At 63.5% G+C, this 14,899-nt stretch carries 13 protein-coding genes; 5 read left to right on the top strand and 8 right to left on the bottom strand.

Annotated elements, in window-relative coordinates; genetic code table 11:
* Positions 1–4: 4 nt before the first annotated feature.
* The 7 genes from M5C71_RS05045 to M5C71_RS05015 all read right to left on the bottom strand — a co-directional run bounded on the left by M5C71_RS05045 (position 5) and on the right by M5C71_RS05015 (position 7,615).
* Complete coding sequence (locus M5C71_RS05045) at positions 5–571, bottom strand: sarcosine oxidase (protein ID WP_103497283.1); 567 nt, start codon at positions 569–571, stop codon at positions 5–7.
* A 3-nt stretch (positions 572–574) separates the two neighbouring features.
* Positions 575–3,478, bottom strand: coding sequence for a 2Fe-2S iron-sulfur cluster-binding protein (locus tag M5C71_RS05040; protein ID WP_248767367.1), 2,904 nt, complete (start codon positions 3,476–3,478; stop codon positions 575–577).
* The gene (locus M5C71_RS05035) at positions 3,475–3,780 is read right to left on the bottom strand and encodes a sarcosine oxidase subunit delta (RefSeq protein WP_103497285.1); all 306 of its coding nucleotides are present in this window, start codon (positions 3,778–3,780) and stop codon (positions 3,475–3,477) included. The genes M5C71_RS05040 and M5C71_RS05035 overlap by 4 nt, the downstream gene beginning before the upstream one ends.
* Before the next feature lie 13 nt (positions 3,781–3,793).
* On the bottom strand, positions 3,794–5,035 hold the full coding sequence (locus M5C71_RS05030) for an FAD-dependent oxidoreductase (protein WP_248767366.1): 1,242 nt from the start codon (positions 5,033–5,035) through the stop codon (positions 3,794–3,796).
* Entirely contained in the window at positions 5,017–5,922 is a 906-nt protein-coding gene (gene folD / locus M5C71_RS05025) for a bifunctional methylenetetrahydrofolate dehydrogenase/methenyltetrahydrofolate cyclohydrolase FolD (RefSeq protein ID WP_248767365.1), read from the bottom strand. Before folD (M5C71_RS05025) ends, M5C71_RS05030 begins: the two co-directional genes overlap by 19 nt.
* The gene (purU, locus tag M5C71_RS05020) at positions 5,919–6,785 is read right to left on the bottom strand and encodes a formyltetrahydrofolate deformylase (protein ID WP_247263225.1); all 867 of its coding nucleotides are present in this window, start codon (positions 6,783–6,785) and stop codon (positions 5,919–5,921) included. Before purU ends, folD (M5C71_RS05025) begins: the two co-directional genes overlap by 4 nt.
* 230 nt (positions 6,786–7,015) lie before the next feature.
* A complete protein-coding gene (locus M5C71_RS05015; RefSeq protein ID WP_177098893.1) occupies positions 7,016–7,615 on the bottom strand; it encodes a helix-turn-helix domain-containing protein in 600 nt (199 codons plus the stop codon).
* 290 nt (positions 7,616–7,905) lie between these two features.
* Between M5C71_RS05015 and glnT the strand changes: the two genes are divergently transcribed.
* The 5 genes from glnT to M5C71_RS04990 all read left to right on the top strand — a co-directional run bounded on the left by glnT (position 7,906) and on the right by M5C71_RS04990 (position 13,859).
* Positions 7,906–9,240, top strand: coding sequence for a type III glutamate--ammonia ligase (gene glnT / locus M5C71_RS05010; protein WP_248767364.1), 1,335 nt, complete (start codon positions 7,906–7,908; stop codon positions 9,238–9,240).
* 72 nt (positions 9,241–9,312) lie between these two features.
* A complete protein-coding gene (locus M5C71_RS05005; protein WP_248767363.1) occupies positions 9,313–10,218 on the top strand; it encodes a glutamine amidotransferase family protein in 906 nt (301 codons plus the stop codon).
* Between the two features lie 11 nt (positions 10,219–10,229).
* On the top strand, positions 10,230–10,913 hold the full coding sequence (locus M5C71_RS05000) for a protein glxC (protein ID WP_103495373.1): 684 nt from the start codon (positions 10,230–10,232) through the stop codon (positions 10,911–10,913).
* A gap of 20 nt (positions 10,914–10,933) precedes the next feature.
* A complete protein-coding gene (locus tag M5C71_RS04995) occupies positions 10,934–12,271 on the top strand; it encodes an FMN-binding glutamate synthase family protein (protein WP_248767362.1) in 1,338 nt (445 codons plus the stop codon).
* Between the two features lie 262 nt (positions 12,272–12,533).
* The gene (locus M5C71_RS04990) at positions 12,534–13,859 is read left to right on the top strand and encodes an ammonium transporter (protein WP_248767361.1); all 1,326 of its coding nucleotides are present in this window, start codon (positions 12,534–12,536) and stop codon (positions 13,857–13,859) included.
* 102 nt (positions 13,860–13,961) lie between these two features.
* Here M5C71_RS04990 and folD (M5C71_RS04985) read toward each other — a convergent pair whose 3' ends face one another.
* Positions 13,962–14,840, bottom strand: coding sequence for a bifunctional methylenetetrahydrofolate dehydrogenase/methenyltetrahydrofolate cyclohydrolase FolD (gene folD / locus M5C71_RS04985; RefSeq protein WP_103495376.1), 879 nt, complete (start codon positions 14,838–14,840; stop codon positions 13,962–13,964).
* Positions 14,841–14,899 lie beyond the last annotated feature (59 nt).

Below are 14,899 nucleotides of genomic sequence, written 5' to 3'. Positions count from 1 at the left end.
GTTGCTAGTCCTGCACCCCGAATTCCGCCAGGGCATCGAGCAACGCCCCGCGAAAATAGCTGAGTGATGCCCGGTCGAAGAGGATATGCAAGGTCGCGACCTCGGCTACCTGGGGATTGATCACGATGACGTTGATCCGCGCCGCCGAGGTCTGCGCCACCGACCCCGGCCCGAAGGCCTGCGGACGCAGGTCGACCCCGCAGATCTTTGCCATCACCTCGGGCACCCGTTCGCCACTCAGTTGCAGCCAGGCATGGCTGTCCTGGCGTGGTAGCAAGTAGTTGGCCTGATGGTCGAGTTCCCAGCGGGCTTCTTCATCGGCGATTCGCAAGCCATGGTCCCGGGGACTGCCCAGCAGCAGGTACTCGCTGGCCGACAGGCTGATGACCTGGCTGCCATCTTCCTGGGTGACGCTACGGTTGGGTCGATCCGGCAGGCTGAAACCGCTGGCCTGTAGCGCCTGGGCGCTGTCGCGGCCGCGAAAGCCGACCCGCGGCAGGTCGGTCAAATCGCTCAGTGTGTGGCTTGGCAAGGCAGTCACGATGGGGTCATGCGTGGCGAAAATGGACATGAGTCAAAGCCCCTGACGCAGGTTTTCGGGATCGAAGAAAGGCAGTTTCACCACGGTGGCCATGACCACGATCGCGCCTTCGACGCGGATCGGAATCTGTTGCCCCGGCTCGCTCTGGCGTGCCCCGGCATAGGCCAGGCCGATGATTCGGCCAAGGCTTGCGGAATACTCGCAGGAGGTGACGTTGCCGCTGATGTCCGCACCGTCGAGCACCAGATGGCCCTCCAGCGGTTGCGGGCTGCCCTTGGGCAGGGTGAAACCCACCAGTTTGCGCTTGAGCGGCTGGGCTTCGAGGATGTCCAGCGAGCGCCGACCGACGAAGAACGGTTTGCTGCGACTGACCGCCCAGCCCATGTCGATCTCCGCCGGATGGGTCATGCCGTCGGTGTCCTGGCTGATGATCACGTGGCCTTTTTCCAGGCGCAGCAGACGCTGGGTCTCGACGCCGAAGGGCCGGATGTCGTGGGCCTGGCCGGCACTGACCAGGGCATCCCAGAGCGCCAGGCCATGGCGGGCCGGCACGTGGATTTCATAGCCCAGCTCGCCGACGAAACCGACCCGCAGCAACCGTGCCTTGATCCCCGCGACCGTGCCCTGGCGCACCGCCAGGTACGGGAAACCGTCGGCGCTCAGGTCGAGGTCCGGGCAGAGCTGTTCCAGGACCTTGCGCGAATCGGGTCCGGCCACATTGACCGCGCAAAGGGCGGCGGTGACGTTGGCGATGTCCACGTCCAGGCGCCACTGGGCATTCCACTTGAGCATCTGCTGGTAGATGCGGTCGACGCCGCTGGTGGTGGCGGTGACGTAGAAATGCTCCTCGGCGAAACGCGCGCAGACGCCGTCGTCGATTACCGCGCCCTGTTCGTTGGTCATCAGCGCATAACGCGAGCGGCCCACCGGTTGCTTGAGAAAGGCGAAGGTGTACATCCGGTTCAGCAACTCGGCCGCATCCGGTCCACGGATATCGAGGCCGCCAAGGGTCGAGACGTCGATCAGGCCGACCTTGCTGCGTACGTGGCGGGCTTCTTCCTGCATGCAGCGCTCGCGGTCTTCGGCCTTGCCGTAGAACGCCGGGCGTTGCCAGATGCCGGCGGGCATCATTTTCGCGCCGGCTTCCAAGTGACGGCGGTGCATCGGGGTCTGCCGGTAAGGATCGAAGGCGCGGCCGGCGACGTGGGCCAGCTTTTCCGCGACAAACGGCGGTCGTGCCGTGGTGACGCCGGTTTCGCTGATATTGCGCTGGGTCGAGGCCGCGACCAGGCGTGCGGTGGGCAAGGCCGAATGGCGGCCCTGGGACGGTCCCATGCCCACGGTCGAATAACGTTTGACCAGTTGCACGTCGCGGTAGCCGATTTTGGTCGCGTTGATGATATCGCGCACCTGCAGGTCCTCGTCGAAGTCGACGAAGTCCTTGCCCTTGGGGTGCGGGAAAATCGGCCAGTCGAAATTCACCGGGTTTTCCCGGGCGTAGTTCGCCCGCTCGGCGCCGACGCTCAGCCCCAGGGCCCTGGCCGCGTCGAGCCCTGCATTGGCACCGTCGGCGAGAACGTTGTCCAGGCCATGACGGCCATTGGCGGAACCGGCGACAGCGAGGTTGGCCGGCAGGCCGCTGAGGTTGAATTCGGCCTTCTGGTCGTCGTAGGCCAGCTTGCCGCCGGCCTGGCAAAGCAGCTGGTAAACAGGCATATAGCCGGCGGACATGCACAGCAGGTCGCAGTCCAGGCGCAGGCCGCTGTCGCTGACCTGGCCCTGGCCGCTGATGGTGCGCACCTCCACACCGTTGACGTGGCGCATGCCCTTTTCGTGCAGGGCTTCATAGACCGTGCTACCGGTCAGGTGGGGGATCTTGCGTTGCTCCAGGGCGCGGGACAGGGCCGGGTCGGCGCTATTGCGCAGGTCTACCAGCGCGGCCACCTCGACCCCCTGGTCGTGCAGGTCGAGGGCGGTGTAGTAGCCGTCATCGTTGCCGGTCAACACCACCGCGCGTTTGCCCGGCTTGACCGCGTAGAGCTTCATCAGGCGTTGCGCGGCGCTGCACAGCATGACGCCGGGCAGGTCGTTGTTGCGGAAAATCACCGGCTGGTCGAACGCGCCGCTGCACACCAGGCACTGGCGGGCGCGGACCTTGTACATCCGCTTGCCCTGGATCACCGGCAGGTAATTGTCGGTGAACCAGGCATTACAGGTGGCGTCGCTCAGCACGCGGATATTGGCGTGGCCAAGGACCGCCTCCAGCAGTTCCCGGCGCAGGTGCTCGGCACGGCTGCCGGCGATATCGAAACGCGCGTAAGCGAGGGCGCCGCCGAGCACCGGTTGCTGTTCGATCAACAGCACCTGGGCCCCGCAGTTGGCGGCGGTCAAGGCCGCCTGTAACCCGGCGGGCCCGGCGCCGATCACCGCCAGGTCGGTGAACAGGTAGGCCTTGTCGTAGTACTCGGGCTGGAACTTCAGGTCGAGCACGCCCAGGCCGGCTTTCTTGCGAATGATCGGCTCCCAGACTTTCCACATGCCCTTGGGCTTGTAGAACGAGCGGTAATAGAAGCCCACCGGCATGAATTTGGAGAACTTGCCGAGGTAGGCATCGCGGTCGTTATCCAGGGAACCGTTGAAATTCTGCCCCTGGACCTCAAGGCCGGCTTCCAGTGGATAAGCATCGGCCAGCACATTCGGCTCGCGAGGCAACTGCACCAGGCTGTTGGCGTCCTGGCCGGCCATGGTCAGCGGGCCACGGGGGCGGTGGTACTTGAAGGAGCGCGAGAGCAGGAAACGGCCATTGGCGAGCAGGGCGCTGGCGATGCTGTCGCCCTTGAAACCCTGGTAGGCCTTGCCGTCAAAGCTGAAGTCCAGCGGCTGGTCGCGGTCGATCAGCAAACCCATGGGGGCGGGCAGGCGGTTGGAACTGTTCATCCGGCGATCTCCCGGGACTGAGGGGCATTGAAGTCGAGCCGTGAACTGAACAGTTCCCTGGCATCGAAGGTGCGGATGATCTCGTCGCTGACGGTGTGGCGCTCGGCCAGGAACCAGTAGCTGGAAGGCGTGTGCATCCACCACTCGCGGACCACCCCGGCGCGGTTTTCGCTGTTGAAGACATAGTCCGCCCACTCGGCATCGCTGCAGGTGCCCGGGTCCGGCATCGGCTTGAACTCGCCGCCGTAGGTGAACTCACTGATATTGCGCGGCCCGTTGAGCGGGCAATTGATGATTTTCACAGTCCGCTCTCCATTAGTGGCTGGCCGCCGTGGCGCCCATTTCGTTGACTTGCTGGAAGGTGCTGAAACGCTCGAGACCGAAGGGCTTGATCAGCTCCGGCACCCGGCCGCCGCTGGCAACCAGCTCGGCCATGGTCTTGCCGCAGATCGGCGTGGCCTTGAAGCCCCAGGTGCCCCAGCCGGCGTCCAGGTAGTAATTTTCCACCGGCGACAGGCCCATGATCGGGCTGTAGTCCGGGGTCATGTCGGTGATCCCGGCCCACTGGCGCATCAGCTTGGCGTTGGCCAGGAACGGGAACATCTCGATGGCATGGGCCAGCAGGCTTTCCTTCAGGTCCAGGGTCGAACGGCTGTTGAACAGCGGGTAGGGGTCCGAGCCCCCCCCGAACACCACTTCGCCGCGACTGGTCTGCTGCACATAGCAATGCAGCGCCGAGGAGCTCACCAGCGGATCGAGGAAGGGCTTGAACGGCTGGGTCACCATGGCCTGCAAGGGAAAGGTCTGGATCGGCGAACGGATCCCGGCCTTGGCCATCAACAGCGAACTGTGCCCGGCGATGGCCTGGACCACGCAGCCACACTGCACGGTGCCGCGATTGGTTTTCAGCGCGCGGATCCGGCCGTTCTCGATCACCAGGTCCTGGACCTCGGTGAGCTGATGAATCTCCACCCCGCGCTTGGCCGCTTGCTTGGCGTAGCCCCAGGCCACCGCGTCATGCCGCGCGGTGGCGCCGTCGATATGCCAGAGCCCGGCGATCACCGGCAGATGGCCGGGGTCGAGATTGAGGCTGGGCACCAGCTCGCGAATCTGCTGGCGGTCGATCATTTCCGTGCGGCCGCCGAAGTGCTTGTTGACCTCGGCGCGCTGGCGGAACGAGCGCACCGTCGCATCGGTGTGGGCCAGGGTCAGTTGGCCGCGCTCCGAGTACATGATGTTGAAGTCGAATTCGTTGGAGAGGTTCTGGAACAGCTTCACCGACTCGGCATAGAAGCGCACGCCTTCGCTGGTGAGGTAGTTGGAGCGGATCACCGCGGTATTGCGCGCGGTGTTGCCGCCGCCCAGGTAGGCCTTCTCCAGCACGGCGATATTGTTGATGCCGTGGTAGCGTGACAGGTAGTAGGCGGTGGCCAGGCCATGGCCGCCGGCGCCGATGATCACCACGTCATAGGACGGCTTGAGCTCGCAGGGCGGCGGCAGGTCGACGTCCACCGGGTATTCGGCGCTCAGTCCGTATTTCAATAGATTGAATGGCATACGGCCTCCGATTGGTTGCGTTGCGCCTGGTGTTGCTGCCGGGCGGCGATCACGGTGTTTTTCATCAGGAAGGCGATGGTCATCGGGCCGACGCCGCCGGGGACCGGAGTAATCGCCGAGACCTGGGGCAGGGCGTTGGCGAAATCGACATCGCCGACCAGGCGGCTGCCATTCCCGGTATCAATCCGATTGATCCCCACATCGATCACCACCGCTCCCGGTTTCAGCCAGCTGGCGTCGATCAGGCCGGCGCGGCCGACGGCGGCAATCACGATATCGGCCTGGCGGCACAGCGCCTGGGCATCACGGCTGCGGGAGTGGAGCACGGTGACCGAGCAATCGGCCTTGAGCAGCAAAGCCGCCATGGGTTTGCCGACGATATTCGAGCGGCCGACCACCACGGCATGCTTGCCGCGCAGATCGCCGCAGGTTTGTTCCAGCAGGTGCAGGCAGCCGCTGGGAGTGCAAGGGGCGAGCACGTCGCGGCCCTGGCTCAGGCCGCCGACGTTTTTACTGTGGAAACCGTCCACGTCCTTGCGCGGGTCGATGGCTTCCAGGGCCCGCAGTTCGTCGATCTGCGCCGGCAGCGGGAGTTGCAGGAGGATGCCGTTGATCGAGGGATCGTCGTTGAGGCCCTTGATCAGGTTCAGCAACTGCTCGGTGCTGGTGTCGCCGGGCAGGCGATGCTCCTGGGAGCGAATCCCCACCTCATCGGCGCGCAGGATCTTGTTGCGCACATAGACCTGGCTGGCCGGGTCGCTGCCCACCAGGATCACCGCCAGCGCCGGTTGCACTGCCTGGGCGAGCAGCTCGCCGACTTCACGACGCACCTGTTCCAGGACCCGCGCCGAAGCGGCCTTGCCATCTATCAGTCGGGGTGTGTTCACCGGAAGATCACCGTTCTGTCCTGGTTGAGGAAAACCCGGTGCTCCAGGTGGTACTTGACCGCCTTGGACAGGGCCACGGTTTCTGTGTCGCGACCGGTCGCCACCAGGTCATCGGGGCGGTACACGTGGTCGACCCGTTGCACTTCCTGCTCGATGATCGGACCTTCGTCCAGGTCGCTGGTGACGTAGTGGGCGGTGGCGCCAATCAGTTTCACCCCGCGCTGGTAAGCCTGGTGATAGGGCTTGGCACCCTTGAAACCGGGCAGGAACGAATGGTGGATATTGATCGCCCGGCCCGAGAGCTGCCGGCACAGGTCGTCTGAGAGGATCTGCATGTAGCGCGCCAGGACCACCAGGTCGGTGCGGGTGTCGTCGATGATGGTCATCAGCTCGGCTTCCTGGCGGGCCTTGGTGTCCTGGGTCACCGGCAGGTAGATGAAGCGGATGCCTTCGCGCTCGGCCATGGGCCGCAGGTCCAGGTGATTGGAGACGATGGCGGTGATGGTCATGTCCATCTCGCTCTTGTGGTAGCGGTAGAGCAGGTCGGTCAGGCAATGGTCGAACTTGCTGACCATCAGCAGCACGCGCATGGGCTGGCGCGTATCGTGCAGCTCCCAGGCCATGTCGAAGGCCTTGGCCACGTCGGCGAAGCCGGCCTTGAGCGTCTCGATATCGGCGGGCAGGCCGTCGTTGAAGCGGAACACCGCACGCATGAAAAACTTGCCGCTGAACTCGTCGTCGAATTGCGCCATCTCCCCGATGTAGCAACCGTTGTCCGCCAGGTAAGTGGTGACGGCGGCGACGATCCCGGACACCGCCGGACAGCTGATCTTGATGATGAAATGGTTTTTGTCGTGTTGCATGACGCGTCCTCGGGAGGGTGGCGGCAGCTCATCGCAGGGCGATAAAAAACAACGGTGAAGCCAGCTTCATGGATGAAGCGTATTTTCTTATAGGGAATAAAATATTCCCAATAGCGGCTTTATAGGGGAAGTGCGCGGGGGACGTCCAGAGGTTTCTGAAAGTTTTTTAACTGGTGGGAAATATCAGGCGGCACGACAGCGTTTCTGGCCGTCGTGCGCGAGGGGCGGGTTTATTCGTTGCCGTTGCCGTAGTTCATGATCGACAGCAGGCGGATCGGCACCTGCACCAATTGCTCGGGACCGTGGGGCACTTCGCCTTCGAAGGTCAGGCTGTCACCGGCTTCCATGCGGTACAGCTGATTGCCGTGGCGGTAGATCAGCTCGCCTTCGAGCAGATGCAGGAACTCGGTGCCGGGATGGGAGAAGGTCGGAAACTCCTCGCTGGCGTCATCCATGCTGACCATATACGCCTCGAAGCTCTTCTTCGGCCCGCGGGTATGGTTGAGCAGGTGGTAGGTGTGGCCTTTCTCCGTGCCCCGGCGCACCACCTCCATGCCCTGGTCGGCCTTGACCAGCAGGGCACTGCCACCTTGCTGGTCGTACTGGCTGAACAGCTTGGACATCGGCAGCCCGAGCACGTCGCACAGGCGGCTCAGGGTATCGAGGCTGGTGGACACCTGGGCGTTTTCGATCTTGCTCAACATGCCCTGGCTGATGCCGGCGATCTTCGCCACATCGGACAGCTTCAGGTCCTGGGCCAGGCGCTGGCGCTTGATCTGCATGCCCAGGTACTGCTCCAGCTTGAGGCGGGGTTCGAGCTCGTTCGGCATATTCATCGGGACCTGCACGGTTTCTGTTCAATAATATTAGTTTCGCACTAGGAAAGTGCAAGGCGAGCACCTGCGAGGCTCGCCAATGGGGTGTATTCCCACAGGGAAAACAATTTTCCCATATATACAGCACAAATGCGCGGTCACTGATGTCGCATTTCGGCATGGCGGGACTTGGCAAGGGCTTTGCATTCCTGAAGAGAAATTAACTTTCTTCTGCGGAATAAAGAAGGTTGAGAGCGTCAACTCCATCCCTAGCGCTTTGCCTTTTCACGAGGAGTGAAGACCCCATGTTGCCAGCAGAAACCCAGCGCCTTATCGACAAGCACGGGATCAAGTACGTGCTTGCGCAATTTGTCGATATCCATGGCGCGGCAAAAACCAAATCGGTGCCGGTGTGCGGACTCAAGACGGTGGCGGAAGAAGGGGCCGGATTTGCCGGTTTCGCCATCTGCGGCATGGGCATGGAGCCCCACGGTCCGGACTTCATGGCCCGTGGCGATCTGTCGACCCTGACGCCGGTGCCCTGGCAGCCGGGGTATGGCCGCGTGGTCTGTGTCGGGTATGTCGACGGCCAACCGCATCCCTATGACAGCCGCTATGTCCTGCAACAACAGGTCCAGCGCCTGCAGGACAAGGGTTGGACCCTCAACACTGGCCTGGAGCCGGAATTCAGCCTGTTCCGCCGTGACGCCGAGGGCAAGCTGCAAGCGGTCGACGCCAGCGACAACCTCGACAAGCCCTGCTACGACTACAAGGGCCTGTCGCGCTCCCGGGTGTTTCTCGAGCACATGACCGAGTCGCTGCAAGCGGTGGATTTCGAGGTCTACCAGATCGACCACGAAGACGCCAACGGCCAGTTCGAGATCAACTACACCTACAGCGATGCCCTGACCTCGGCCGACCGCTTCACCTTCTTCCGCATGGCTGCCGGCGAGATCGCCAACGACCTGGGCATGATCTGCTCCTTCATGCCCAAGCCCGACCCGAAGCGGGCCGGCAACGGCATGCACTTTCACCTGTCGATCGCCAGCGCCGAGAACAAGAACCTGTTCCATGACGCCAGCGACCCGAGCGGCATGGGCCTGTCGAAGCTGGCCTATCACTTCGCCGCCGGCCTGCTCGCCCATGGCCCGGCGCTGTGTGCCTTCGCCGCGCCGACGGTGAACTCCTACAAGCGCCTGGTGGTGGGTAACTCCCTGTCCGGCGCGACCTGGGCCCCGGCCTTTATCGCCTTCGGCGCCAACAACCGCTCGGCGATGGTCCGCGTGCCTTACGGACGCCTCGAATTCCGCCTGCCGGATGCCGGCTGCAACCCCTACCTGGTCAGCGCCGCGATCATCGCCGCGGGCCTGGACGGCATCGACCGGCAACTGGAAGTCGAGCATGTCTGCAACGAAAACCTCTACAGCCTGAGCCTGGAGCAGATCGCCGCCCGGGGCATCAAGACCTTGCCGCAATCGCTCAAGGAAGCCACCGACGCCCTCGAAGCCGACCCGCTGTTCGCCGAGGTCATGGGCCCGCAAATCGTCGGCGAGTTCATCAAGCTCAAGCGCATGGAGTGGGTGGAATACAGCCGCCATGTCTCCGACTGGGAAATCCAGCGCTACACCGAATTCTTCTGACCGACCGCTTCAACAACCATTCGGGCGGTCGGGGGAAAACCGGGCGTCCTGTGTCTTCGAGGGAGACTTGATATGTGTGGGATCGTAGGACTTTACCTGAAAAATCCGCAGCTGGAAGCCCGGCTCGGCCAGTTGTTCGAGCCGATGTTGCTGGCCATGACCGACCGTGGCCCGGACAGCGCCGGCTTTGCCATCTACGGTGATGAAGTGGCCGACGGCTGGCTCAAACTGACCTTGCAGGCGACCACTGAGGGTTTCGACTGGCAACCACTGATGGCCGAGCTGGAAGGGCGCCTGGGCTGTTCCCTGGACTGGTTTCAGAACGCCAGTGCCGTGGTGCTGAAAATCCAGGCCACTGAAGCTCCGGTACGGGCGCTGCTCAATGAGCTGGCGCCGTCGCTGCGGATCATGAGCGCCGGACAGAGCATCGAAATCCTCAAGGGCATGGGCCTGCCGCTGGAGATTTCCCGGCGTTTCGGCCTGGCCGGCATGCAGGGCAGCCACATTATCGGGCATACCCGCATGGCCACCGAAAGCGCGGTGACCCTGGAAGGCAGTCACCCGTTCTCCACTGGCGCGGACCTGTGCCTGGTGCACAACGGCTCGCTGTCCAACCACTTCCGTCTGCGCCAGGAACTCAAGCGCGAAGGCATTCATTTCGAGACCGACAACGACACCGAAGTGGCCGCCGGTTACCTGACCTGGCGCCTGCAACAGGGCGACTCGCTGAAGCAGGCGCTGGACCATTCACTGCGCGACCTCGATGGCTTCTTCACCTTCGCCATCGGCACCCGCAACGGCTTCGCGGTGATCCGCGATCCGGTGGCGTGCAAGCCGGCGATCATCGCCGAAACCGACGACTACGTGGCCATGGCCTCGGAATACCAGGCCCTGTCGAGCCTGCCGGGTATCGAACACGCCAAGGTCTGGGAGCCGACGCCGGCGACCCTGTACCTCTGGGAACGCGAATCAGCTTAAGGAGTGCCTGCATGAAAACCATCGATCTTTCCACGGCCTCGGTCCGCGACCTCAACCAGGCGCTGCATGACCAGGTCCATCAGCTAGAGGACCGTGAATGGGTGGTGACCCATTCCAACGGCAAGCACAACCTCGCGGTGGGGGTGAACCAGGCGGTGTCCATCGATATCCAGGGCCATGCCGGTTACTACTGCGCGGGCATGAACCAGAAGGCGAGCATCACCGTGCACGGCAATGCCGGTGTCGGTGTGGCGGAAAACATGATGTCCGGCATGGTCCGGATCAAGGGTAGCGCCTCCCAGGCGGCCGGAGCCACGGCCCATGGCGGTCTGCTGGTGATCGAGGGTGATGCCGGGGCCCGTTGCGGGATCTCGATGAAGGGCATTGATATCGTGGTCGGCGGCAGCATCGGCCATATGAGCTGCTTCATGGGCCAGGCCGGACGCCTGGTGGTGTGTGGCGATGCCGGCGATGCCCTGGGCGATTCGCTCTACGAAACCCGTATCTATGTCAAAGGCAGCGTGCAGTCCCTGGGGTCGGATTGCGTCGAGAAAGAGATGCGCGCCGAGCACCTGGAAGAGTTGCAGGAACTGCTCAACCGCGCCGGTTTCGACGAGTCCCCCGCCAGCTTCAAGCGCTATGGCTCGGCCCGTCAGTTGTACAACTTCAAAGTCGATAACGCGTCCGCGTACTGATCCGCGCGAGGAGAACTGCCATGAGCGACCCTGTTAACCCAAAAGCCGCTACTCCGGTGCTGCGTGAATCCGCCACCTTCGACCGCCTGACCATCCAGGAAATCCAGCGTGCCGCCGAGACCGGTATCTATGACATCCGGGGTGGTGGCACCAAGCGCAAGCTGCCGCACTTCGATGACTTGCTGCTGCTCGGTGCCAGCGTCTCGCGCTACCCGCTGGAAGGCTACCGGGAGAAGTGCGGGACCGATGTGATTCTCGGCAACCGCTTCGCCAAGAAGCCGATCCACCTGAAGATTCCGGTGACCATCGCCGGCATGAGCTTCGGCGCGCTGTCGGCCAATGCCAAGGAAGCCCTCGGCCGTGGCGCGACCATTGCCGGCACCAGCACCACCACCGGTGACGGCGGCATGACCCCGGAAGAGCGCGGGCAATCGCAGCACCTGGTCTATCAATACCTGCCGTCGCGTTATGGCATGAACCCGGATGATCTGCGCAAGGCCGACGCCATCGAGATCGTCCTGGGGCAGGGCGCCAAGCCGGGCGGTGGCGGCATGCTGCTGGGGATGAAAGTCACCGAGCGCGTAGCGGGCATGCGCACGCTGCCGATCGGCGTCGACCAGCGCAGCGCCTGTCGGCACCCGGACTGGACCGGCCCGGACGACCTGGCGATCAAGATTGCCGAGTTGCGGGAAATCACCGATTGGGAAAAACCGATCTACGTGAAGATCGGTGCCAGCCGGCCGTATTACGACGTCAAGCTGGCGGTCAAGGCCGGGGCCGATGTGATTGTGCTCGATGGCATGCAGGGCGGCACGGCGGCGACCCAGGAAGTGTTTATCGAACATGTGGGGATTCCGATCCTGCCGGCGATTCCCCAGGCGGTCCAGGCGTTGCAGGAGATGGGCATGCATCGCAGGGTGCAGTTGATCGTCTCGGGCGGGATTCGCAACGGTGCCGATGTGGCCAAGGCCATGGCGCTGGGGGCCGATGCGGTGGCGATCGGCACGGCGGCATTGATTGCCCTGGGTGACAACCACCCGCGCCTGGACGAGGAATTGAAGAAGATCGGCTCGGCGGCCGGCTTTTACGATGACTGGCAGAACGGTCGTGACCCGGCGGGGATCACCACCCAGGACCCGGAGCTGTCCAAGCGCCTCGATCCGGTGGAAGGCGGCCGGCGCCTGGCCAACTACCTGCGGGTGCTGGTGCTGGAGGCGCAGACCATGGCGCGGGCCTGTGGCAAGTCGCACCTGCATAACCTCGATCCCGAGGACCTGGTGGCCCTGACCGTGGAATCGGCGGCCATGGCCCGGGTGCCGCTGGCCGGCACGTCGTGGATTCCGGGTTCGGGCTACTGAACCAAGACTCCAATGGAATCTTGAACACGCCGAAAAACCTGTAGGAGCCAGCTTGCTGGCGATAGCGGCCGCTCAGACGATGCAAGGCTCACCGGCCTCATCGCCAGCAAGCTGGCTCCTGCAGAGAGCGTGCTCAGCCGTGACGGGCCCTGACAGGGACGGCGGTATTTGCACGTTCATCATTCGAAGAGGCCCCGAGGCCCGTCCACTCTCACATTGCTCGCTGCCAGACATCCCCATTCTTTTTGCAGGAGCTTCAATAATGGTCAATCGTCTACCTGGCAAATCCCTTTTACTGCTGCTGGCCCTCGGTGCGATAGCACCCGTGGCTCAAGCAGCCGACACCCCGACCCTCAATACCGGCAGCACCGCCTGGATGATCACCGCGGCGGTGCTGGTGCTGTTCATGTGCCTGCCGGGTCTGGCGCTGTTCTACGGCGGCCTGGTCCGGGCAAAAAACATGCTCTCGCTGTTCACCCAGTGCTTCGGTGTCGCTGGTCTGGTCGGCGTGTTGTGGGTGATCTACGGCTACAGCATGGTGGTCGACACCACCGGCATGATCGACGGCCAGGTGACCTTCAACAGCTTTGTCGGTGGCCTGAGCCGGGCCTTCCTGGCCGGAATGAAACCCGACAGCCTGGTGGGGGATATCCCGGAAGGGGTGTTCGTGACCTTCCAGATGACCTTCGCCATCATCACCCCGGCGCTGATTGCCGGGGCCTTTGCCGAGCGCATGAAGTTCTCGGCGGCGCTGCTGTTCATGGCGGTCTGGTTCACCCTGGTCTACGCGCCGGTGGCGCATATGGTCTGGGGTGGGGCCGGGGCCCTGATGCACAACTGGGGCGTGCTCGATTTTGCCGGCGGCACCGCCGTGCATATCAACGCCGGCGTCGCCGCCCTGGCCGCGTGCCTGATCCTCGGCAAACGCAAGGGTTATCAGAACGAGCCGATGCCGGCGCACAACCTGAGCCTGACCATGGCCGGCGCGGCGATGCTCTGGGTCGGCTGGTTCGGTTTCAATATCGGTTCCGGCGGCGGTCTCAACGGGCTCTCGGGCATCGTCATGCTCAATACCCAGTTGGGCGCCTGTGCCGGTATTCTCGGCTGGATGTTCACCGAGTGGTTCAAGGTCGGCAAACCCAGTGCCCTGGGCCTGGCCAGCGGTGCCTTGGCCGGTTTGGTGGGGATCACCCCGGCCTGCGCCTATGTCGGCGTCGGCGGTGCCCTGGCCATCGGCTTGTTGTGCGGGGTGTTCTGCTACCTGAGTGTGACCGTGCTGAAACGACGCTTCGGCTATGACGACAGCCTCGATGTCTTCGGACTGCATGGCATCGGCGGCATGATCGGCGCGGTGCTGACCGGGGTGTTCTGCGTGCCGTCGATGGGCGGCCTGGTGGAGGGCGTGACCCTGGGCGGGCAGGTCCTGGCGCAGATCAAGGGGGTGGCGCTGACCACGGCCTACTGCTTTGTCGTCAGTTGGGTGATTCTCAAGGTTATCAAGGTGTTGATCGGTTTGCGCGCCGATGAGTCGGTGGAAGAGATGGGGCTGGACCTGGCCGAGCACAATGAGCGCGCTTACAACCATTGAGCCTGGACCCGGTGTGCCGGCCGGTGAAACGGTGTAACGGCTGACATCGCATCGCCGGCAAGCCGGCGATGGCGTCTGCGAGGACAGCACAACCGCCAGCGTCTATCGGGATTGCTGCAACTGTGTGGCAATCACGGTGTTCTTCATCAGATAGGCAATGGTCATCGGCCCGACCCCACCCGGTACCGGGGTGATCGCGCTGGCCACCAGGCGGGCGCTGGCATAGTCGACATCCCCTACCAGGCGGCTGCCGGTCTCGGTTTCAATCCGGTTGATACCCACATCGATCACCACCGCGCCCGGCTTGAGCCAACTGGCATCGATCAACTGTGGGCGCCCGACAGCGGCCACCACAATATCCGCCAGCCGGCACAACGCCGGGGCATCGACACTGCGCGAGTGCACCACGCTGACCGAACAATCGGCCTGCAACAGCAAGGTCGCCATCGGCTTGCCGACGATATTCGAACGACCGATCACCACCGCGTGCTTGCCGCTCAGATCGCCGCAGGTTTCCTGCAGCAAGCGCATGCAGCCACTGGGGGTGCAGGGTGTCAGCACTTCGGCGCCGTGAACCAGGCCGCCGACGTTTTCCCGGTGAAAGCCGTCGACATCCTTGAGCGGGTCGATGGCCTGGATCACGGCATTTTCTTCGATATGCGCGGGTAACGGCAGTTGCACCAGGATGCCGTTCACTGTCGGATCGGCATTCAGTTCGCCAATCAGTTGCAGCAGCTCGGCCTGGCCGGTGCTTGCGGGCAGGCGATGTTCCAGCGAGCGGATGCCGACTTCTTCGGCGCGCAGCAATTTATTGCGCACATAGACTTGGCTGGCCGGGTCGTCGCCCACCAGGACCACGGCCAGTGCGGGGAAGATGGCTTGCCGGGCCAGGTTCGCGACTTCGTCGCGGACTTCATTGAGCACCTGGGCGGCGATTGCCTTGCCGTCGATGTCACGGGCCGGTGCAAGGGAAGAATTCATCGAATGCGTCACCATGGTCTGGATAGGAAAAAGAGTGGGGCCAGGCGCCTTCGCCCCAA

It is taken from the genome of Pseudomonas sp. MWU12-2345 (genome assembly GCF_023242385.1).
Taxonomy (GTDB): domain Bacteria; phylum Pseudomonadota; class Gammaproteobacteria; order Pseudomonadales; family Pseudomonadaceae; genus Aquipseudomonas; species Aquipseudomonas gingeri_D.
This window is presented reverse-complemented; position numbering and strand designations above follow the sequence as displayed.

Bases quoted from the DNA above. Each gene is read 5' to 3' on its own strand.
- M5C71_RS05045 (WP_103497283.1), bottom strand. From the start codon at position 571: ATGTCCATTTTCGCCACGCATGACCCCATCGTGACTGCCTTGCCAAGC.
- M5C71_RS05040 (WP_248767367.1), bottom strand. From the start codon at position 3,478: ATGAACAGTTCCAACCGCCTGCCCGCCCCCATGGGTTTGCTGATCGAC.
- M5C71_RS05030 (WP_248767366.1), bottom strand. From the start codon at position 5,035: ATGCCATTCAATCTATTGAAATACGGACTGAGCGCCGAATACCCGGTG.
- purU (WP_247263225.1), bottom strand. From the start codon at position 6,785: ATGCAACACGACAAAAACCATTTCATCATCAAGATCAGCTGTCCGGCG.
- M5C71_RS05015 (WP_177098893.1), bottom strand. From the start codon at position 7,615: ATGCCGAACGAGCTCGAACCCCGCCTCAAGCTGGAGCAGTACCTGGGC.
- glnT (WP_248767364.1), top strand. From the start codon at position 7,906: ATGTTGCCAGCAGAAACCCAGCGCCTTATCGACAAGCACGGGATCAAG.
- M5C71_RS05005 (WP_248767363.1), top strand. From the start codon at position 9,313: ATGTGTGGGATCGTAGGACTTTACCTGAAAAATCCGCAGCTGGAAGCC.
- M5C71_RS05000 (WP_103495373.1), top strand. From the start codon at position 10,230: ATGAAAACCATCGATCTTTCCACGGCCTCGGTCCGCGACCTCAACCAG.
- M5C71_RS04995 (WP_248767362.1), top strand. From the start codon at position 10,934: ATGAGCGACCCTGTTAACCCAAAAGCCGCTACTCCGGTGCTGCGTGAA.
- M5C71_RS04990 (WP_248767361.1), top strand. From the start codon at position 12,534: ATGGTCAATCGTCTACCTGGCAAATCCCTTTTACTGCTGCTGGCCCTC.
- folD (WP_103495376.1), bottom strand. From the start codon at position 14,840: ATGAATTCTTCCCTTGCACCGGCCCGTGACATCGACGGCAAGGCAATC.